The sequence below is a fragment of the Chryseobacterium sp. GVT01B genome (genome assembly GCF_019970045.1).
Lineage (GTDB): Bacteria > Bacteroidota > Bacteroidia > Flavobacteriales > Weeksellaceae > Chryseobacterium.
Genome location: NZ_JAHXYI010000005.1, coordinates 118,378 through 138,425, shown reverse-complemented (window position 1 = coordinate 138,425; position 20,048 = coordinate 118,378). Strand labels below are relative to the sequence as shown.

Annotated in this window: 15 protein-coding genes; 13 read left to right on the top strand and 2 right to left on the bottom strand. The window is 37.1% G+C overall.

The features are described from left to right. Positions 1-50 precede the first annotated feature (50 nt). On the top strand, positions 51-2,207 hold the full coding sequence (locus LC457_RS13025; RefSeq protein WP_223600259.1) for a glycoside hydrolase family 97 protein: 2,157 nt from the start codon (positions 51-53) through the stop codon (positions 2,205-2,207). A gap of 67 nt (positions 2,208-2,274) precedes the next feature. Here the strand turns inward: LC457_RS13025 and LC457_RS13020 are convergent, their stop codons facing one another. Further along, entirely contained in the window at positions 2,275-3,273 is a 999-nt protein-coding gene (locus tag LC457_RS13020) for a sterol desaturase family protein (RefSeq protein WP_223600257.1), read from the bottom strand. A 191-nt stretch (positions 3,274-3,464) separates the two neighbouring features. Between LC457_RS13020 and LC457_RS13015 the strand changes: the two genes are divergently transcribed. From LC457_RS13015 to LC457_RS12965, 11 genes are all read left to right on the top strand, one after another. After that, entirely contained in the window at positions 3,465-5,324 is a 1,860-nt protein-coding gene (locus tag LC457_RS13015) for a glycoside hydrolase family 13 protein (RefSeq protein WP_223600255.1), read from the top strand. Between the two features lie 9 nt (positions 5,325-5,333). After that, the gene (locus tag LC457_RS13010; protein WP_223600254.1) at positions 5,334-5,852 is read left to right on the top strand and encodes a nuclear transport factor 2 family protein; all 519 of its coding nucleotides are present in this window, start codon (positions 5,334-5,336) and stop codon (positions 5,850-5,852) included. After that, a complete protein-coding gene (locus LC457_RS13005; protein WP_223600252.1) occupies positions 5,852-7,270 on the top strand; it encodes an MFS transporter in 1,419 nt (472 codons plus the stop codon). Before LC457_RS13010 ends, LC457_RS13005 begins: the two co-directional genes overlap by 1 nt. 490 nt (positions 7,271-7,760) lie before the next feature. Next, positions 7,761-8,489 carry a pirin family protein gene (locus LC457_RS13000; protein WP_047423383.1) on the top strand — a complete coding sequence of 243 codons (729 nt, stop codon included), beginning with the start codon at positions 7,761-7,763 and terminating at the stop codon, positions 8,487-8,489. A gap of 38 nt (positions 8,490-8,527) precedes the next feature. Then, positions 8,528-9,079: an NADPH-dependent FMN reductase gene (locus tag LC457_RS12995; protein ID WP_223600250.1), complete on the top strand. Its 552-nt coding sequence runs from the start codon at positions 8,528-8,530 to the stop codon at positions 9,077-9,079. Between the two features lie 281 nt (positions 9,080-9,360). Further along, on the top strand, positions 9,361-10,353 hold the full coding sequence (gene purM / locus LC457_RS12990; RefSeq protein ID WP_223600249.1) for a phosphoribosylformylglycinamidine cyclo-ligase: 993 nt from the start codon (positions 9,361-9,363) through the stop codon (positions 10,351-10,353). Between the two features lie 75 nt (positions 10,354-10,428). After that, positions 10,429-10,992, top strand: coding sequence for a phosphoribosylglycinamide formyltransferase (purN, locus tag LC457_RS12985; RefSeq protein ID WP_223600248.1), 564 nt, complete (start codon positions 10,429-10,431; stop codon positions 10,990-10,992). Between the two features lie 143 nt (positions 10,993-11,135). Next, positions 11,136-12,653, top strand: a complete 1,518-nt coding sequence (gene purH, locus LC457_RS12980; protein ID WP_142716286.1) for a bifunctional phosphoribosylaminoimidazolecarboxamide formyltransferase/IMP cyclohydrolase — start codon at positions 11,136-11,138, stop codon at positions 12,651-12,653. A 90-nt stretch (positions 12,654-12,743) separates the two neighbouring features. Beyond that, positions 12,744-13,982 carry a phosphoribosylamine--glycine ligase gene (purD, locus tag LC457_RS12975; RefSeq protein ID WP_223600247.1) on the top strand — a complete coding sequence of 413 codons (1,239 nt, stop codon included), beginning with the start codon at positions 12,744-12,746 and terminating at the stop codon, positions 13,980-13,982. Positions 13,983-14,144: 162 nt separating this feature from the next. Next, positions 14,145-15,674, top strand: a complete 1,530-nt coding sequence (guaA, locus tag LC457_RS12970; protein WP_223600245.1) for a glutamine-hydrolyzing GMP synthase — start codon at positions 14,145-14,147, stop codon at positions 15,672-15,674. A gap of 535 nt (positions 15,675-16,209) precedes the next feature. Beyond that, positions 16,210-17,718 carry a carbon-nitrogen hydrolase family protein gene (locus tag LC457_RS12965; RefSeq protein WP_223600243.1) on the top strand — a complete coding sequence of 503 codons (1,509 nt, stop codon included), beginning with the start codon at positions 16,210-16,212 and terminating at the stop codon, positions 17,716-17,718. 215 nt (positions 17,719-17,933) lie between these two features. On the opposite strand, the gene LC457_RS12960 is transcribed toward LC457_RS12965, so the two are convergent. Continuing rightward, positions 17,934-18,095, bottom strand: a complete 162-nt coding sequence (locus LC457_RS12960; protein ID WP_167498792.1) for a hypothetical protein — start codon at positions 18,093-18,095, stop codon at positions 17,934-17,936. A gap of 210 nt (positions 18,096-18,305) precedes the next feature. Here LC457_RS12960 and LC457_RS12955 point away from each other — a divergent pair, with 210 nt between their 5' ends. After that, positions 18,306-19,952, top strand: coding sequence for an AarF/ABC1/UbiB kinase family protein (locus LC457_RS12955; protein WP_223600242.1), 1,647 nt, complete (start codon positions 18,306-18,308; stop codon positions 19,950-19,952). Positions 19,953-20,048: the final 96 nt, after the last annotated feature.

Below are 20,048 nucleotides of genomic sequence, written 5' to 3'. Positions count from 1 at the left end.
CTGCTTTACCGCAGCACTTTATCTATTTTTAAAGTTAATAAATAGTCATTATGAAGAAAATTACAGTTGGAGCGCTTTTGCTCTCAATGATGTTTACAGGTGTGAAAGCCCAATCTTTAAAATCTCCGGACGGAAAGTTTGAAATGAGCTTTCAGCTGAAAGAAGGAGTACCTTACTATAACCTGAAATATAACGGTGCGGTAGTAGTTGAAGATTCTAAATTGGGATTGCGATTATTTAAAGACACAGCCATAAAATTCGCTTCTGAGATTGCCAAACCAGAAGATGCAAAATACGATCTGAACAACGGTTTTGCAAAGACAGATGAAAAAAGAGACTCCAAAAATGAAACCTGGCAGCCGGTTTTAGGAGAAAAGAAAAATTATATCAATAATTACAACGAACTGGCAGTTACCCTTAATCAGGCTTCTACAGACAGAAGTATTGTGGTAAAGTTCAGATTGTTTAATGATGGATTAGGATTTCGATATGAATTTCCTCAGCAGAAGAATTTGAATTATTTCGTGATCAGAGAAGAAGACTCTGAAATTGATTTCCCTACCGATATGAAGGCATGGTGGATGGTTGCAGATTACGACTCTCAGGAATATCAGTATCAGGAAACAAAAGTTTCTGAAATTCCATCAAAATGGGATAAAGCATACGATGCGAACGCTTCCCAGTCATTGGTGAAAAATGCAGTTCAGTCTCCTTTAATGCTTAAAAAAGAAGGAAAAGAACCATTGTACATCAACATTGCTGAAGCTGCCGTATTAGATTATCCGGCTTCACATCTGGAAGTAGATGCACAGAACTATAAGTTCAAAACGCATTTGACAGCTGACAGACAAGGAGCGAAAGGGTATATTCAGACTCCTTCGGTAACGCCTTGGAGAACTATTATTGTAGCTCCGAAAGCAGAACAGGTTATGGGTTCTAAAATGATCTTCAACCTTAATGAGCCTACAAAATATACCGATACTTCTTACATTCACCCTACAAAATACATGGGAGTTTGGTGGGAAATGATCATCGGAAAATCTCAGTGGGCATATTCTACTGCAGAAAATGTTCATTTAGGTAAAACAGATTTTGCCAAATTGACTCCAAACGGAAAACATGCAGCCAACAATACAAAAGTTAAAGAATATATTGACTTTGCTGCAGAAAACGGTTTCCAGGGATTATTGATTGAAGGTTGGAACATTGGTTGGGAAGACTGGTTCGGACACTCTAAAGAATTCGTTTTTGATTTCATCACACCTTACCCGGATTTTGATATCAAAATGTTGAATGAATATGCCCATTCAAAAGGAATAAAGCTGATCATGCACCATGAAACTTCAGGTTCTGCAACGAACTATGAAAGATGGGCTGATAAAGCATTCCAGACGATGAACAAATATGGCTATGATGCTGTGAAAACCGGATATGTAGGAGATATCATTCCTAGAGGAGAACATCATTACTCTCAATGGACAATTAACCATTATTATAGAATTGCAGAAAAAGCAAACGACTATAAAATTATGGTCAATTCTCATGAATCTGTAAGACCTACAGGAGAAAGTCGTACTTATCCGAACTATATCTCTGCAGAAGCAGCCCGTGGAACAGAATACGAAGCATTTGGAGGAAATAAACCTGATCACCAGACTGTTCTTCCGTTTACAAGATGGATGGGAGGTTCTATGGATTATACTCCGGGAATTTTCCAGACGAAGTTAGACTATTACTTCCCTGGAGATAACCGTTTCGTAAAAACTACGCTGGTAAAACAGTTGGCCCTTTATGTAACAATGTATATGCCGCTTCAGATGGCTGCTGATCTACCTGAAAACTACAAAAAGCATATGGATGCATTCCAGTTTATCAAGGATGTAGCGGCAGATTGGGATGATACAAAGATTTTATCCGCAGAACCGGGAGATTATGTGATCACGGCAAGAAAAGCAAAAGGAACTGAAAACTGGTTTGTAGGTGGTATTACTGATGAAAACAAACGTGAGTACACTGTAGACTTCTCATTCCTGGATAAAGGAAAGAAATATGAAGCAATAATCTATGAAGATGGAAAAACTGCTGATTATATTGATAATCCTCAAAGCTATAATATCTATAAGAAAGAGATTACAGGAAAATCAAAAATTAATTTTAAAATGGCAAGAAGTGGCGGTTTCGCAATTTCTATCAAGCCAGTAAAATAATTAAAGATACACTAAGGTGCCCCGGTTCATTAATTTTTTAATGTTCCGGGGTATTTTTTTTAACAGATTATTTATCTCCTGCCTGTTGATTCAGTTGTGGATATTGATATTCAGTATTGGGTGTTTGTTCCTTTAAAGGTGTACTTTCATTTTTTAGCTTTTCCTTATGCTTGTACTCCTTTTGATACTGCTTTACCGTTTTTCCGGTACCGTCATGTCTCCATCCCGGTGAATAGAAAAGATACTTTATACGGTCTTTGAAAGAAAGTCCCGGCTGTCTGATATCTTTTCCTATTCTTCTCCATTCATAGAATAAAGTAGTTGCCGGATCTTTAGATTCCATCTTAGGATAGATTCCATATTTCACTGGAACCTCAGGATCCTCCTTCTCGAATGTTCCAAAAATTTTATCCCAGATAATCAGCCCCATTCCCATATTACGGTCCAGATATTTGATATTACAAGCATGATGTACTCTATGGTGAGAAGGAGTAACCAGAATATATTCTAAAAATCCCATGCTTTTAATAGATTGCGTGTGAACAAAAGTGCCGTAAATCTGTATCGCAGAATAGGCTACCAGAATATGCCAGGGATGAAAACCCATAAATGCTAATGGAGAGAAAAACAAATACCTGTACAAAGGTTGAAATACAGGACTTCTGAATCCCGTACTGATGTTGAAATAATCAGAATTGTGATGGGTAATATGTACAGCCCAGAAAATGCGTGAATGATGATCTACATAATGATGAACATAATAAGCGAAATCCTGAGCGAGAAATACAGCAATCCAATACCAGATTCCCTCTTGCCAGTCGAAGATGCGGTGATGATAAAAAAACATCATGACAAACAAAGAGAAACCTTTCATGATGATGTCTAACCCATAGTTGAGCAAAGCAAAAAGAACATTGGTTGCTACATCTTTAGTCTCATAAATCTTCTCTTTATTGAAGTGGCTGTAGGCCATTTCTGCAAAAATAATTACAGCAAACACAGGAATAGTCCATGTGTAAACAACATCTGGCCCCTCAGCGTGGAACATACTACTGAAATTAAACATTTTTTCTGTAAAACTAAAAATAAAAAGGGGGATAAATTAACTTTTAGCATGAATTTTTTATGAAAAATTTAACTTTTATAGGAAAAAGTTAAAAAATGAATGTTAATTATTGATTTTAGAATGAAAAAAAGGGTTGTTGTATCATATTTTAAATACCTATATGAAAATTAAATGCTAAATTGAACACTAATATGAAGACAATATTTGCCGCATTAGCACTTTCAATAGCTTCTGCAGCCTTTTCCCAAAAAGTGTTGGACAGAATAGAGCCGGCTTTCTGGTGGAAAGGAATGAAAAACCCTGAACTTCAGATCCTTGTGTATGGAAAAGACGTTGCCCACAATGAGATTGCACTTTCGGATGGAATACAGATCAAAGACATCCGGAAAGTTGATAATCCGAATTACGTTTTTATTACCGTAAATACCAATGAAATAAGCGTTTCGAAGTTTACTATTACCATCAAAAAAGGAAACAAAAGCCTGAGTTCCTATGCCTATGAATTGAAGCAAAGGAATCCCGGATCAGCCAACCGTGAATCTTTTACCTCAAAAGATGTCATGTATCTGATCATGCCAGACCGCTTTGCCAATGGCAATGAAAAGAATGATTCAACACCGGAACTTACAGAAAAAGCAAATCGAAGTCTGCCTAATGGGAGGCATGGCGGAGATCTCAGCGGTATCATCAATCAACTAGACTATATTCAGAATCTGGGAGCTACGGCAGTCTGGCTGACCCCGGTAAATGAAGACAATGAAAAAGTATATTCTTATCACGGATATGCCCAGACAGATCTGTATAAAATTGATGGTCGATACGGAACAAACGAGGATTATAAAACCTTATCAACAGAGCTGAACAAACGAAATATGATGCTGGTGATGGATTATGTCACCAATCATTGGGGTGGCTCTCACTGGATGATCAAAGACCTTCCTTCAAAAGACTGGATACATTGGTTTGATGAAGGAGAAAAAGGATTTAAACGTTCCAATTATAAAACGACAACGCAATTCGATACCAACGCTTCCGATATTGATAAAAAATATGCGCTGGACGGATGGTTTGATACCACCATGCCGGATATTAACCAAAAAAATCCACTGGTTTTGAAATATCTGATCCAAAATGCAATCTGGTGGATAGAATATGCAGAATTGGGAGGATTCCGCGTAGATACTTATCCTTACAATGATAAAGATGCCATGGCAAAATGGGCTAAAGCCATTACCGATGAATATCCGAAATTCAATATCGTAGGAGAAACCTGGCTTTATACGGCAGCACAGATTGCAGCGTGGCAGAAAAACTCCAAAATAGGAGCCATAGAAGGGTACAATTCCCATTTGCCATCAGTGATGGATTTTATGCTGTTTGAAAATATGCCTAAAGCTCTTAAAGAAAAAGAAGGTTGGGATAAAGGTATGATCAGAATTTATGACTCCTTTACCAGCGACTTCCTCTATCCGGATATCAATAATCTTCTGGTTTTCTTTGAAAATCACGATACAGAAAGATGGAATGAAATATTTAATGCAAACCCTGACGCTTACAAAATAGGACTTGCCCTGATCTCAACAGTAAGAGGAATTCCGCAGATCTATTACGGATCTGAAATAGGAATGAGAGGAGATAAGACGAAAGGAGGTGATGCCGATATCCGAAGAGATTTTCCCGGAGGCTGGAAGTCTGATGCTCAGAATGCTTTCAATCCATCTGCTCAGACTCAGGAACAGAAAGAATTTTTCCGGTTTACTCAAAAATTATTAAATTGGAGAAAAGGCAAAGACGTGATTCATAATGGGAAAACTAAAAATTTCGTTCCTCAGGACGGTGTTTTTGTCTATTTCCGATACAATGAAAAAGAAAGTGTAATGGTCATCATCAACAATAATGAAAAGGATCAGACGTTAGACTTGAAACGATTTGCCGAATCACTTAATGGATTTACAAAAGGAAAAGAAGTGATTTCCGGAAAAGAAATTTTATTAGAAAACAGTATGAATATCCCTGCAAAAACACCATTCATCATTGAACTTGAAAAATAATTAATACATATGAAAAAACTAACGACTGCTTATACCTTAATCCTTTTTGTATTGGGATTTTCTTTATTCAGTGCTCAGTCAAAAAATACATTTGAAAAAGAAAAATCGGAAATCAGTACGATGCTGGATGCATTCAATGTAGCCGCTGCAAAGTCAGATTACACAGGCTATTTTAACTTCTTTGCGGATGAATCTACCTTCATCGGAACAGACGCTACTGAAATATGGAATAAAAAAGAATTCATGGTATGGGCTAAACCTCATTTCGACAAAAAGAAAACCTGGAATTTTAAAGCTCTTAAACGAAATATTTACTTCAGTAAAGATGGAAAACTGGCGTGGTTCGATGAACTATTGGATACGCAGATGAAAATATGCAGAGGTTCCGGTGTGCTAGAAAAAATTAACGGAAGCTGGAAGGTAAAACAATACGTTCTTTCTGTAACAGTTCCCAATGAGGTGGTAGATAAAGTGGTGGTTGAAAAAGCCCCTATCGAAAATGCATTAATTCAAAAACTGAAATCATAATGGCAGAAATGGTGGGGAGATATGATACTGGAGCAGCAGGAAAAAGAAAAAAGCCAAATTTATCCATGCTCCAGATTATTAATATGAGTATGGGATTCCTTGGAATTCAAATGGCGTTTGGATTACAAAATGGAAATGCAAGCCGTATTCTGGGTAATTTAGGAGCCGATGTTCATGAATTATCATGGTTCTGGCTCGTTGCTCCCGTTACAGGGCTCATTGTTCAGCCTATCATCGGGCATATGGGAGACAATACCTGGAGTCCGTTGGGAAGAAGAAAACCTTACTTTTTAATTGGAGCCGTTTTATGTGCTATAGGGCTGGTACTTCTTCCGAATGCTGCATCCGTTACTCAGATGTTTGCAGCTAATGCTTTATTGTTAGCGGTAATATTTCTCGCGATGATGGATGCTTCGGTGAATATCGCAATGGAACCTTTCCGGGCTTTGGTAGGAGATATGCTTCCCAAACATCAGGGGACAATAGGATTTTCAGTACAGACAATTCTGATTGGAATCGGGGCTGTATTGGGCTCTTATCTGCCAGATTGGTTAACGAAAATGGGAATTTCCAACGAAGCCCCGGCCGGATTTGTAGCAGATAATGTAATTTACTCATTTTATATAGGAGCAGCATTGCTTATCATCTCAATTCTGTATACCATCATGACAACCAGAGAATATTCTCCACAGGAATTTGCTGATTTTGAAGATGGGAAAGAAGCAGAAAAACAGGAATCCAAGTTTTCAGATATTTTCAAAGACTTTGCTGCGATTCCTGCACAGATGAAAAAGCTGGGAATTGTTCAGTTTTTCTCATGGTTTGCATTGTTTACGATGTGGGTTTTCACAACCAGCGCATTGGCAACCCATCATTTTGGACTTTCCCCGGAAGATACCCATTCCAAGGCATTTAATGATGCGGGTGACCTTACCGGAAAACTTTTCGGAATGTACAATCTTTGGGCAATTCCGTTTGCCTTTCTGTTGACACCCATTGCTAAACTTATTGGTAAAAAACAAACTCACGCATTAGCTTTGCTGTGTGGAGGGTTGGGTCTTGTTTCAATGTATTTTATTAAAGATGTCAACAATTTATGGATCTCAATGATCGGCTTAGGGTTTGCCTGGGCTAGTATTCTGGCAATGCCTTATGCTATGCTTATTGAGGTAATTCCACAGAGAAAAATGGGGGTCTATATGGGGATTTTCAATTTCTTTATTGTCATTCCGCAGATTATTAATGGATTATTTGGAGGTCCGGTGGTAAGTGGTGTTTTCGGAAAACAGGCTATGGATTATGTTGTTGTTGGAGGTATTTGCATGCTGATAGGAGCTGTAGTAACCATGATTTTTGTTAAATCTGAAGATGAAACTCCTAAGGAGATTGAAGAGGAGATCAAACAGGTACACTTTTAAAAAATAAATAGTTTTATTGACCTATCCCTTTTAATAATAGCTTCGACAGGATCAGCCTGACATCGCTTAAAAATTTCGGTTGGTATTCGGGTTGTCACCCTGAGCCTGTCGAAGGGTTATTAATAAGTAAAGGTTTAATTGAAATATCAATAGAAGCGGGCTTTAGCCCGCTTTTTTATGAGTTTATCAATTGGCTTTAGCCGAAACTTAAATTGATAATTAATACTCAGAATCTATTAGTTTCCCGCAGACTTCACAGATAACAAAGATGTTTGCGCTTATTCATATCTGCTCGATCTTCGGAAAAAAGGATATTCGCGGTATGAAATTTTATCGCAGATAAAATCGTCGCACCTTAAAACATATAGAATAAAAACCTTTGCGCCTTAGCGTTTTCCAACCTCTTTTGACCATAAATTTCCTTTCTTACCCTACATCAACTTTTTTAATCAACCCATACCGTACATTTGTACCATAAATAATCACAGAAATGAAAACAGTATATCATAAAGCAGATTCAAGAGGCCATGCCAATCACGGATGGTTAAATTCTTACCATACATTCAGTTTTGCCAACTATCAAAACAGAGACAGAACCAACTTTGGTGTTCTGAGAGTGTTGAACGATGATACCGTTTCTCAGGGAATGGGCTTCGGAACACACCCACACAGAGATATGGAAATTATTTCTATTCCTCTGGAAGGAGATCTTGAACACAAAGATTCAATGGGAACTACAGCAGTAATCAGAAAAGGAGAAATCCAGGTGATGAGTGCAGGAACGGGTGTGAAGCATAGTGAGTATAACAAAAATAAAGATGAAGAGGTGAAATTCCTTCAGATCTGGGTTTTCCCAAGAGAACTTGATGTTGAACCAAGATACGATCAGAAAAGTATCAAAGAAGGTGAAAAAATCAATGGATTCCAACAGATTTTATCTCCTGATAAAAATGATGACGGAGTTTGGATCCACCAGGATGCATGGTTTAATATTGCCAACTTTACAAAAGGAAACGGCAAAAATTATATGCTCAACAAAAAAGGAAATGGAGTTTATGCGTTTGTTTTAAAAGGAAGTGCAAAAATCGGTGACCGTGTTTTGAATGAAAGAGACGGATTGGGAATCTGGGATACCCAGAGCTTTAATATCGAAGCTGTAGAAGACACTGAAATATTATTAATGGAAGTCCCAATGGAACTGCCGTCTTATCTTAAATAAAAAACTAAATTTGTAATCTTAAAAAATAAATCTCACCTATGAAAATTTTAGCAATAGCAGGAAGTAACTCAGACGTTTCAATGAACAAGCAGTTGGTAGCATATGCGTCAACATTATTTGAAAATGCAGAAGTGGAAGTAGTAGATCTGAATCCTTTCGAAATGCCAATCTATAAGCATGAAAGAGAATTAGCAGGTGGTGTTCCTCAGGAAGCTCATGACTTTGCTGCCAAAATTGACGGTGCCAATGTACTATTGGTGGCTCTGGCAGAACACAACGGAACCTATTCTACAGCATTCAAAAATGTGTTCGACTGGGTATCAAGAATCAAAGACAGAACGGTTTGGAACGAAGTACCAATGCTATTGATGTCTACATCTCCGGGAGGTAGAGGTGGAGCAGGTGTTTTAGAAGCTGCATCAAAGCGTTTTCCTTTCCACGGAGGAAATGTGGTGGAAACTTTTTCACTGCCTTTCTTTAATGATAATTTTGATAAAGCAACTCAAAAGATTTCTAATGAAGATAAAATCAATGAGTTAAAAGAAAAAATCAAGAAGATTGCGGCTATTGAAACCATCCTTGAAAAATAGAATTTGAATATTCATTTAAAATTACTATTTTTGCAAAAAGAAAAGAGATGAAAATTCAGACCTCCTATAAACAATGTTTTTCTCATAAAGGGAAAATTGTGGGCTCTGAAATTCTGAGATAAAATAACGGCCGATAATCTGAAAAGATTGTCGGCTTTTTTGTTTTCTAAATTGAGTATAAAAGTAATTGAAATATTAAAAGATAAGAAGACACAAGACGCCAGATGTAAGACAATTAATCATCTGAAATCTGAATCCGATATCTAAAAATCTAAGCAGACATGAGCAACACTTACAAATCAGCAGGAGTAGACAAAGAAGAAGGATACAAAACGGTTGACAAGATCAAAAAAGCGGTCGGTGAAACCCACAATTCCAATGTACTGAATCATTTGGGAAGTTTTGGAGCTTTCTATGAGATCGGTGGATACAAAAATCCGGTTCTTGTATCAGGAACAGATGGAGTAGGAACAAAACTGAAAGTAGCTTTAGATACCAAAAAATATGATTCTATTGGTGTTGATTGTTTCGCAATGTGTGCCAATGATATCCTTTGCCACGGAGCAAAACCTTTATTTTTCCTTGATTATCTGGCTTGCGGAAAGCTTGATTCAGAAATCGCAGCAGAAATTGTTTTAGGAATGGTAGCTGCTTGTAAAGATAACAACTGTGCATTGATTGGTGGTGAAACTGCTGAAATGCCGGGGATGTACCAGCCGGGAGATTATGATGTTGCCGGATTCTGCGTAGGAATTGTAGAAAAAGATCAGATCATTGACGGTTCTACGATCAAAGCAGGTAACAAAATTATTGCATTACCAAGCTCAGGATTTCACTCAAACGGATTCTCTTTAGTAAGAAAAGTATTCCCGAACTTTGAAGAAGAGTTTGAAGGAAAACCATTATATGAAACTCTTTTAGTTCCTACAAGATTATACTATAAAGATATTCATAAAGTACTGGAAGAAGTAAAAGTAAGCGGAATTGCCCACATTACCGGAGGTGGACTTTATGAAAACGTTCCAAGAATTATTCCTGAAGGACTTTGTGCTTCTATTGACGAATCAAAAATCAGAATCCCTAGTGTGATGCTTGAGCTTGAAAAAAGAGGTGGAGTGAAACGTGAAGAAATGCATGGAACATTCAATATGGGTGTAGGTATGGTGATTGTTGTAGATGCTGAACATGCTGAAAAAGTATTACACCTTTTAGATGATGCTTACGAAATCGGGGAAATCACTGAAGGAGTAGAGAAAATCAATTTAAAATTTTAAATGACATCAGATTTCAGAGCCTAGACATCAGACCGTAAGTCTGTAATCTTAAATCTGACATCTAACATCTGAATAATGAAGAACATCGTTGTACTCGTATCCGGTTCAGGAACCAATCTGCAGAGAATCATTGATACCATTGAAACTGGGGAAATCCAGAATGCAAAAGTATCTTTGGTAGTGGCAGACAGAGAATGTTTCGGATTGGAAAGAGCAAAGAATCACAATATAGAAAACATACTCATTCCAAGAGGAAAGAATTTCAGCAGTGAACTGGCTAAAGTAATCCCGGAAAATACAGATCTGATCGTATTGGCAGGATTTTTATCCATCTTAAAATCTGAATTCTGTGAAAACTGGAATGGTAAAATAATCAATATTCATCCTGCTTTGCTTCCGAAATTCGGAGGAAAAGGAATGTGGGGAATGAACGTTCATAATGCAGTCATTGAAGCCAAAGAAGTAGAGAGTGGGGCAACTGTACATTTTGTGACACCAGGCATTGATGAGGGAGAAGCTATTCTTCAGAAATCTTTTGAAGTAACCGCTGACGATACTCCTGAAACCCTGGCTCAGAAAGTTCACCAGATTGAATATGAAATATTTCCGATAGCGATTAATAAGGTCCTTGGAAACTAATCCCCTTTCTTTAGAAGGGTGTCAGAAATTAAGAGTTTTTGACAGGATAATTAAAGAAATCTAAGTAAATAAAAGTAAATCCGGAGGTGAAAGACCCGGATACAGTTTGAAATAGCTGTAAAAAGTAAAAAATTGAAAGTAAAATGAGTAAAAAGAGAGTTTTAATCAGTGTTTCTGACAAAAGTGGATTAGTAGAATTCGCACAGTTTTTGGAAGCTCAGAATTATGAGTTGATCTCCACAGGAGGAACGTTCAAACATTTGAAAGACGCTGGTTTAAATCCTATTCAGATTGATGAGGTAACCAATTTCCCTGAAATGCTGGACGGAAGAGTAAAAACTTTACACCCGAAAGTTCACGGAGGATTGCTGGCTGTTCGTAACAACGAAGAGCATATGAAAACCGTTCAGGAGCACGGAATTGGTCTGATTGACATGGTGATCGTAAACCTATACCCTTTCTTTGAAAATGTGAACAAAGACATTTCTTTACATGAAAAGGTAGAATTTATCGATATCGGTGGTCCGTCAATGCTTCGTTCTGCAGCAAAGAACTTTGATTCTGTAACGGTAATCACTGATGTAGAAGATTATGCAGCAGTGAAAATTGAAATGGAGCAAAACGGAGATACATACATTGAAACCCGTAAAAAGCTTGCAGGAAAAGTATTCAACCTTACCTCTGCTTATGATGCAGCGATTTCAAGAATGCTTTTAGATGAAGAATATCCTACATATTTAAATGCTTCTTACAAAAAAGTTGCTGACCTAAGATACGGAGAAAACCCTCACCAGACAGCTGCTTACTATGTTTCTACTTTCGAGAATGGAGCAATGAAAGACTTTGAACAGCTTGGTGGTAAAGAACTTTCTTTCAACAATCTTCGTGATATGGACCTTTGCTGGAAAGTTGTTACTGAGTTCAAAGAAGAAATGGCTTGTTGTGCCGTAAAACACTCTACCCCTTGTGGAGTTGCTATCGGAACTTCAGCGTTGGAGACTTACCAGAAAACATTTGAGTGTGACCCGGTTTCTATCTTTGGCGGAATTGTTGCAATGAACTATAAAATTGATGCTGCAACAGCGGAAGAATTAAACAAAACTTTCCTTGAGATCGTGATGGCTCCTGCATTCGATGAAGAAGCTCTTGAAATTTTAAGAAAAAAGAAGAACTTAAGAATCATCAAAATTGTAAACCCTGTTTCTGACAAACAGACCTGGGTGAAGGTAGACGGTGGTATTCTGGTTCAGGACAACGATACTTACTTCTCTGACGATATCAAAGTGGTTACAGAAGTACAGCCTACAGAAGAGCAGAAAAAAGCATTACTTTTCTCTCAGAGAGTGGTAAAATATGTAAAATCAAATGCTATTGTAGTTTCTAACGGAATTCAGGCATTCGGTATCGGTGGCGGACAGGTAAACAGAATCTGGGCGACTCAACAGGCGATCGAAAGAGCAAAAGAAAAATTCTCCGGAGATTTGGTATTGGCTTCAGATGCGTTTTTCCCTTTCCGTGATGTGGTAGATTTCTGCGCTCAGGAAGGTATCAAGGCGATTATTCAGCCAGGTGGAAGTGTAAAAGATCAGGATAGTGTAGAGGCTGCAAATGAACACGGTATCCCAATGATGTTTACAGGGGTTAGACACTTTTTCCACTAATTAAAATAGAATTAAAAAATAATTAGGGATTGTATTTTTAGCATTCAAAATTATATATTTGTAAAATAAGACTAGATAATAATATAAAGTATGAGAATATTAATCATAGGTGAAGGCGGTAGAGAATCTGCTTTAGCGGCAAAGCTTCAGAATGACTCAAGAATTTCTAAAATGTTTTTTGCTAACGGGAATGCTACTACCGATGTAATAGGGAAAAATGTTCATTTATCGGAAATCAAAGAACTTAGAGATTTCGCTATTAAAGAAAAGATTGATCTTACGATTGTAGGTCCGGAAGCCCCTCTTGTAGCGGGTATCAAGGACGAATTTAAAAAACACGATCTTAAAGTTTTCGGTCCTACGCAGAAAGTAGCAAGCCTTGAAGGAAGTAAAGCTTTCTCTAAGAAATTTATGCAGACCTATGATATCAAAACAGCTAAGGCGGTAGTATTTGATTCATATAATGATGCTAAAGAATATGTGCAGACACAGCAGTATCCTTTGGTGATCAAAGCCAGTGGTTTAGCAGGCGGAAAAGGTGTTGTTATTTGTGACAACCTTGAAGAAGCTGAGGCTACCATTCATGACTTTATGATCAGAAGAATCTATGGAGATGCAGGAATCCGTTTAGTTATTGAAGAATATTTACAAGGTTTTGAAGCGTCTATCATTGCTTTCTCTAACGGGGATAAATTGTTCCCATGTGTAGCAGCAAAAGACTATAAAAAAGCTGGAAACGGAGATACAGGGCCTAATACAGGAGGTATGGGTTCAATAGCACCAAGCCCGGAATTCACTCAGGAGCATTATGCAGATTTTGAGAAGAATATCTTGGAACCAACTGTTAAAGGTCTTAAAGCTGAAGGTTTCGGATTTAAAGGAATCATCTTCTTCGGATTGATGGTAACGAAAAACGGAGCTTACCTTCTTGAATACAACATGAGATTCGGAGATCCTGAAACTCAGGTATTGATGGCGTTGATGGAAAACAATCTTTTGGATGTGATCCAGGACTGTATGGAAGGAAAAGATATTCAGCTTAAGTTTAAAGACGAAAAAGCAATTTGTCTTGTAATGTGTTCAGGAGGTTATCCAAGAAATATCGAAACAGGTTTCGAAATTACGGGAGAAGATAAGCTGAAACATAGTAAACTTCTATACGCAGGAGCAATCAACAAAGGAGACAAGGTCGTATCCAACGGTGGTAGAGTTCTGAACATTGTAGCTACAGGTGCTACTTTCGAGGATGCCCGCAAAAAGGTTTATGAAGACGCAAGTCATGTACATTTCGATTACGGCTTCTACAGAGAAGACATCGGAAAGTTTTAATAAAAATCACGGAAAAAGATTTGGAGCCATTCCAAGTCTTTTTTTGTAAAGCAGTTAATATTTAGAAATAAAGATTCAGATGCTGGATTCCAGACTTCAGACCAAAAATCTGAAATCTGATCTCTGAAATCTGATTTCTTTCAAACAAATCAATTATCAACAATGAACAACGGTATTATTATTTTAGATTTCGGATCCCAGTACAACCAGCTTATCGGAAGAAGAATCCGTGAGATGGGAGTATATTCTGAGATCTTACCTTACAATACACCATTACAAGATATTTTAGCAAAACAGCCAAAAGGAATTATCCTTTCCGGTGGACCAAGCTCTGTAAATGCAGAAAATGCTCACCTGGTTGAAAAAGCTTTATATGAGCAAGGAGTTCCTGTGTTGGGAATCTGCTACGGAATGCAGATGACTGCTCACCTTTTAGGAGGGAAAGTAAACAAAGGAGAAAAAGGAGAATATGGTAAAGCAAACCTTGAGATCGTTAAAGAAAGCTCTTTATTAAAAGGAGTTACTCAGAACTCTGTAGTTTGGATGAGTCACTTTGACGAAGTGGGAGAATTGCCTGCAGGTTTTGAATTGAACGCAAAATCAGGAGTAATTGCTTCTATCTCTAACGAAGAAAGTAAAATCTACTGTGTTCAGTTCCACCCGGAAGTATCTCATACAGAAGAAGGTGGGAAAATGCTTGAAAATTTCGTTTTCGGGATCTGTAACTCAGAGAAAAACTGGAAACTGACTAACTATATCGAGAAAACAGTTGAAGAAATCCGTGAGAAAGTAGGAGACAACAAAGTGATCCTTGGACTTTCAGGAGGAGTAGACTCTTCTGTAGCTGCTGTTTTGATCCACAAAGCAATCGGTGATCAGTTAACTTGTATCTTCGTAGATACAGGATTATTGAGAAAAGATGAAGGCAAAAAAGTAATGGATCAGTATGGAGAGCATTTCCATATGAACATTAAAATGGTGGATGCTCAGGAAAGATTCCTTACAAAATTAGCTGGTGTTGATGACCCTGAAGCGAAGAGAAAAATCATCGGAAACGAATTTATCCACGTATTTGACGAAGAATCCCACAAAATTGAAGGTGCTAAATTCCTTGCACAAGGTACTATTTACCCTGACGTTATCGAAAGTCAGTCTGTAAACGGACCATCTGCAGTGATCAAGTCTCACCACAACGTTGGAGGACTTCCTGAAGATATGGAATTTGAATTGTTAGAGCCATTAAGAGAGCTTTTCAAAGACGAAGTAAGAAGAGTTGGAGAAGAATTAGGAATTCCTCATCACATGGTATACAGACACCCTTTCCCAGGTCCTGGATTAGGAATCAGAGTATTGGGAGCGGTAGATGCTGAGAAAGTAAGAATCCTTCAGGAAGCTGACGATATCTTCATCGAGGAATTATATAAAAATGACCTTTACGAAAAAGTATCTCAGGCATTCGTTGTACTTCTTCCGGTAAAATCTGTAGGAGTAATGGGTGACGAAAGAACTTACGAATATACAGCTGTAGTTCGTTCTGCTAATACTATCGACTTTATGACGGCAACGTGGAGCAGACTTCCTTATGAGTTCCTTGATACTGTTTCAAGCAGAATCATCAACGAAGTAAGAGGGATCAACAGAGTAGCTTACGATATTTCAAGCAAACCACCTGCAACCATTGAGTGGGAATAATCTTTGATTTGAATTTAAAATATAAATCCTGCCCGTTTTGGGTGGGATTTTTTTTGTTAAAATTGATGATCTGAGAAAATTGTAGAATAATCTTCACTGTAAAGTATCATATTCCCGAATTTTTTGATAAATCAACTCTTTCATAATCTATGATGTTTTACATTGGGGCTTTAAAATTGTTTCAATGAAGAAATGATAAGTATAATATTTATCATAACTAGTACACAGTAGATTAGCTTGAATAATATATGTTTATGGAAAATAAGATAGTTTAAAAATACTAATCCGGCTAAATATAAATAAACAAGGGTTTTAACTTCCTGAACATTTAGTTCAGATATTGAAAACAAGTTTAAATTGTGTGAAATATTTATTATTGATTCAGGATAAAAAAATCTTAAGATAAAAATAATGATGACACTTATAATTAAGGTTAGTGCATATGGCTTCATTTAAATAAAAATAGTAATAAACTGGTTATTTTTTAAGCTGTATTTGTCTAATTTTTCCCTAAATTTAAGTAAAATTACATCAAATGCAAATAGAAACAAGAAACCTGGCCCTTCAGGATTACAATGAGCTGGCGGAAACGATGAAAAGGGCCTATCCGCAAATGTCGGAATCCATTTGGTCCAAAAAAAGTATTGATAAGCTTACAAAAATGTTCCCTAATGGACAGATTTGTATTACGGTAGACGGCAAACTGGCTGCTGTAGCGCTTTCCATCATAGTCAATTATGAAGAATTCGGGGATGATCATACCTATAGCGATATTACAGGAAATTATACCTTCAATACCCATACTTCCACAGGAAATGTTCTCTATGGAATTGAAGTTTTTGTAGATCCCGAATTTCGTGAATTACGTTTGGGAAGAAGACTATATGATGCCAGAAAAGAACTTTGTGAATTATTAAACTTAAAATCCATTGTTCTTGGAGGTAGAATCCCCAATTATCACAAATACAGCCACGAGTTTTCTCCAAGAGAATATATCAGAAAAGTAAGAGATAAAGAGATTTATGATCCGGTATTGTCTTTCCAGCTTTCCAATAACTTTCTTCCGATAAGAATCCTGAAAAAATACCTTCCGGAAGATGAAGCTTCAAGAGAAAATGCAGTTCTTTTGCAATGGAATAACATCTATTACAGCAGAAAACCGAATACCATGCAAGACAGCATTATCCGTCTTGGACTGGTGCAATGGCAGATGAGGCACTTCAAAGATATAGAAGCTTTTTATGAACAGGTGGAGTTCTTCGTGAATGTAATGGGAGATTATAAATCAGACTTTGTTCTTTTCCCTGAACTCTTTAATACTCCTTTACTGGCTCCCTTCAATAACCTTTCCGAAAGAGACAGTATGATAGAGCTGGCAAAACTTACTGAAGAGATCAAAAATAAAATTTCAGAACTGGCGATCAGCTACAACGTGAATATTATTTCCGGAAGTATGCCTGTTTTTGATAATGACAATAATGATTTGTATAATGTAAGTTATCTTTTACACCGCGACGGCCGCGTGGACGAATACCGAAAAATTCACATTACTCCGAACGAAAAGAGATATTATGGAATGAAAGGAGGAAATGAAATCAAAGTTTTTGATACCGACTGCGGAAAAATAGGTCTTGTGATCTGCTATGACGTAGAATTCCCGGAATTACCAAGGATTTTAGCTGATCAGGGCATGAAAATACTGTTTGTTCCTTATCTGACAGATACCCAAAATGCCTACATGAGAGTACGCCACTGTGCTGCTGCCAGAGCTATAGAAAATGAATGCTATGTAGCGATTGCCGGTTGTGTGGGGAATCTTCCGAAGGTTAACAATATGGATATCCAGTTTGGGCAGGCTGCCGTATTTACCCCTTCAGATTTTGCCTTTCCGTCCAATGCAGTAAAAGGCGAAGCGACTCCCAATACAGAAATGACACTGATTGTGGATGTAGACTTGAATTTATTGAAAGATCTCCATCATAACGGCTCTGTTCAGGTAATGAAAGACCGCAGGAAAGACCTCTATGAAACCTATCTTAAATAAAGATAATCATCAAAAGGTAATTCAGATAGATTTTATATCAATAGAAGCGGGCTTTAGCCCGCTTATTATGTATTTATCTGTAATAAAGGCTTTAGCCAAAACTTATGATCTGTTGCCGTTTGGCATTGTTTAAAGTTGTAGCCATCCTATAAAAAAGACTGCCTAGAAAGACAGTCTCTTTTTATTTTACCTAAAATTTTCTTTGAGTGGACAGATTACATGTACTGAGGACATACTACAGCAGGGCAGATCAGTTTTGGACATCTTGGTCTACCGTCTGTAGGACAGCATTGATTTGAGCATCCGATGATGATTCCGTTTCCTGCAATCCCTTTTAATTGCTCTCTTGAAAGTTTGTTGTTACGTAAATTTTTCATGTTGTAATACTTTTGGTTTGTTTTATTTGTACGCTGTAAATATATTAATTTTTATGATAAATGAATGTTTTTGTAATTATTGATGTATTTAATTCTTTAAAACACTGATTACGTGTTGCTATTTTTAACTTTGTGGATTGATGTTGATGCAATAATTCTTTTCATAAAGGAACAGTTTTTGGAGTAAATTGCACCTACTATTGATATACTATGTTTGATAAGCAGCAAAGAAAACTGAAAAGATCCGCAAGACTGATTTCCGTATTGAGTAAATATGGATTTAAAGATATGCTGGCAAGGATGAATGGAGGAAATAAGCAGGAAGAAACTCCCAGCTCAGACGAGATTATTTCAAAAGGAACCGTTTATGAAAGAATAAGGCTGGCTCTTGAAGAGCTAGGACCTACTTTTGTAAAATTAGGCCAGACATTCAGTAACAGAGAAGACTTATTACCGCCGGAATTGATTCAGGAGCTGCAGAAACTTCAGGACAAAGTGGAAACAGTAGATATGGACGTGGAAGAAGCACTGGAAAGTGAATTCAATATTTCCGTGAAGGACTATTTCCGTGAAATTCAGAAAGAACCTCTGGCCACAGCTTCCATTGCACAAGTGTATAAAGCGGTTTTGCTGGATGGCAGTCCGGTGATTTTAAAACTGAGAAAACCTGATGTACAGTCAGTTATTGAGGATGATTTATTGTTGATTAAAGACATTGAAAAGCTGATTTCTGCCTATTCTGAAATAGGAGAAAAACTGAATCTGAAACAGGCGATTTCCACCTTTGAAAGATCTTTGCTCGAAGAGGTTTCTCTTACGAATGAAAGAAATAATATCCTGCAGTTCCGTCTGAACTTTAAGAATAATAAAGAAACCTATGTTCCTAAAGTCTACGAAGAATTTTCCAACAACAATATTCTTTGTATGGAATTTATCGACGGGATAAAGGTTACCGATAAATCAGTGCTGCTGGCAAATGATATTGACCCTGTAAAAGTTTCCGAAGCAGGATTAAGACTGTTTGTATCACAGATCTTAGACTATGGATTCTTCCATGCAGATCCTCATGCCGGTAATATTTTAGTGAAAAAAGACGGTAAAATTGTGTTCATTGATTTTGGAGCGGTAGGAAAAATTCAGCCTAATGATAAAGAAATTCTTGAAAATCTTATTGTAAGTTTTGTCGCTAAAAACTCCCATAAAATAGTCCGGTCACTCAAAAAAATGGCCATAAGCTATGAAATACCGGACGAAAGACGGTTTGAAAATGACGTAGAAGATATTTTGAATTTTGTTCACAGCTCATCACTGCAGGATATTAATGTACAGGTGATCATTAACAAGATGAAGGATATTTTAAAGGATAACAGGCTTTATATGCCGGATTATTTCTATCTTTTATTCAAAGGAATCAGCCTGATAGAAGGTGTTGGAAGAAGTATTAACCCTGATCTGGATATCGTTAAAAGTCTTCATCCTTACACGAAAAAGATTTTCACCAAAAAAATAAATCCCAAAAACCTTTTAAAAACAGGGATGGATAGAATGATGAATTTCACGGATAATGTAGATGAAATCCCGAAAGAGCTCCGTTCTGTTCTTCAAAAACTGGATGAAAATAAATTCACCGTTTCCAGCGAAATCAAAAATATAGACAAGACCAACCAACTGATCAAATCCAGTGTGATCAATCTGATTCTGGCTATGGTCTTAGGCGCAAATATCATTGCAACAGCCATCGTTTTTAGTTCAGAATCAGGACCAAGAATAGGAGAATTGTCGTTAGTAGCAGTCTTAGGTTTTGTATTTTCAATTATTCTGGTATTAATACTTTTACTGAGAGTGACAAGAAAGTGATAAACGAATTAAAAATGAAACAATTCCAATAATTTTTCCGTTCTGCACTATAAACCCGAATCTCGCAATCCGAAACCCCGCAACTAAAAACCAAAA

Coding starts and splice junctions, on each gene's coding strand:
- LC457_RS13025 (WP_223600259.1), top strand. CDS start 51: ATGAAGAAAATTACAGTTGGAGCGCTTTTGCTCTCAATGATGTTTACA.
- LC457_RS13020 (WP_223600257.1), bottom strand. CDS start 3,273: ATGTTTAATTTCAGTAGTATGTTCCACGCTGAGGGGCCAGATGTTGTT.
- LC457_RS13015 (WP_223600255.1), top strand. CDS start 3,465: ATGAAGACAATATTTGCCGCATTAGCACTTTCAATAGCTTCTGCAGCC.
- LC457_RS13010 (WP_223600254.1), top strand. CDS start 5,334: ATGAAAAAACTAACGACTGCTTATACCTTAATCCTTTTTGTATTGGGA.
- LC457_RS13005 (WP_223600252.1), top strand. CDS start 5,852: ATGGCAGAAATGGTGGGGAGATATGATACTGGAGCAGCAGGAAAAAGA.
- LC457_RS13000 (WP_047423383.1), top strand. CDS start 7,761: ATGAAAACAGTATATCATAAAGCAGATTCAAGAGGCCATGCCAATCAC.
- LC457_RS12995 (WP_223600250.1), top strand. CDS start 8,528: ATGAAAATTTTAGCAATAGCAGGAAGTAACTCAGACGTTTCAATGAAC.
- purM (WP_223600249.1), top strand. CDS start 9,361: ATGAGCAACACTTACAAATCAGCAGGAGTAGACAAAGAAGAAGGATAC.
- purN (WP_223600248.1), top strand. CDS start 10,429: ATGAAGAACATCGTTGTACTCGTATCCGGTTCAGGAACCAATCTGCAG.
- purH (WP_142716286.1), top strand. CDS start 11,136: ATGAGTAAAAAGAGAGTTTTAATCAGTGTTTCTGACAAAAGTGGATTA.
- purD (WP_223600247.1), top strand. CDS start 12,744: ATGAGAATATTAATCATAGGTGAAGGCGGTAGAGAATCTGCTTTAGCG.
- guaA (WP_223600245.1), top strand. CDS start 14,145: ATGAACAACGGTATTATTATTTTAGATTTCGGATCCCAGTACAACCAG.
- LC457_RS12965 (WP_223600243.1), top strand. CDS start 16,210: ATGCAAATAGAAACAAGAAACCTGGCCCTTCAGGATTACAATGAGCTG.
- LC457_RS12960 (WP_167498792.1), bottom strand. CDS start 18,095: ATGAAAAATTTACGTAACAACAAACTTTCAAGAGAGCAATTAAAAGGG.
- LC457_RS12955 (WP_223600242.1), top strand. CDS start 18,306: ATGTTTGATAAGCAGCAAAGAAAACTGAAAAGATCCGCAAGACTGATT.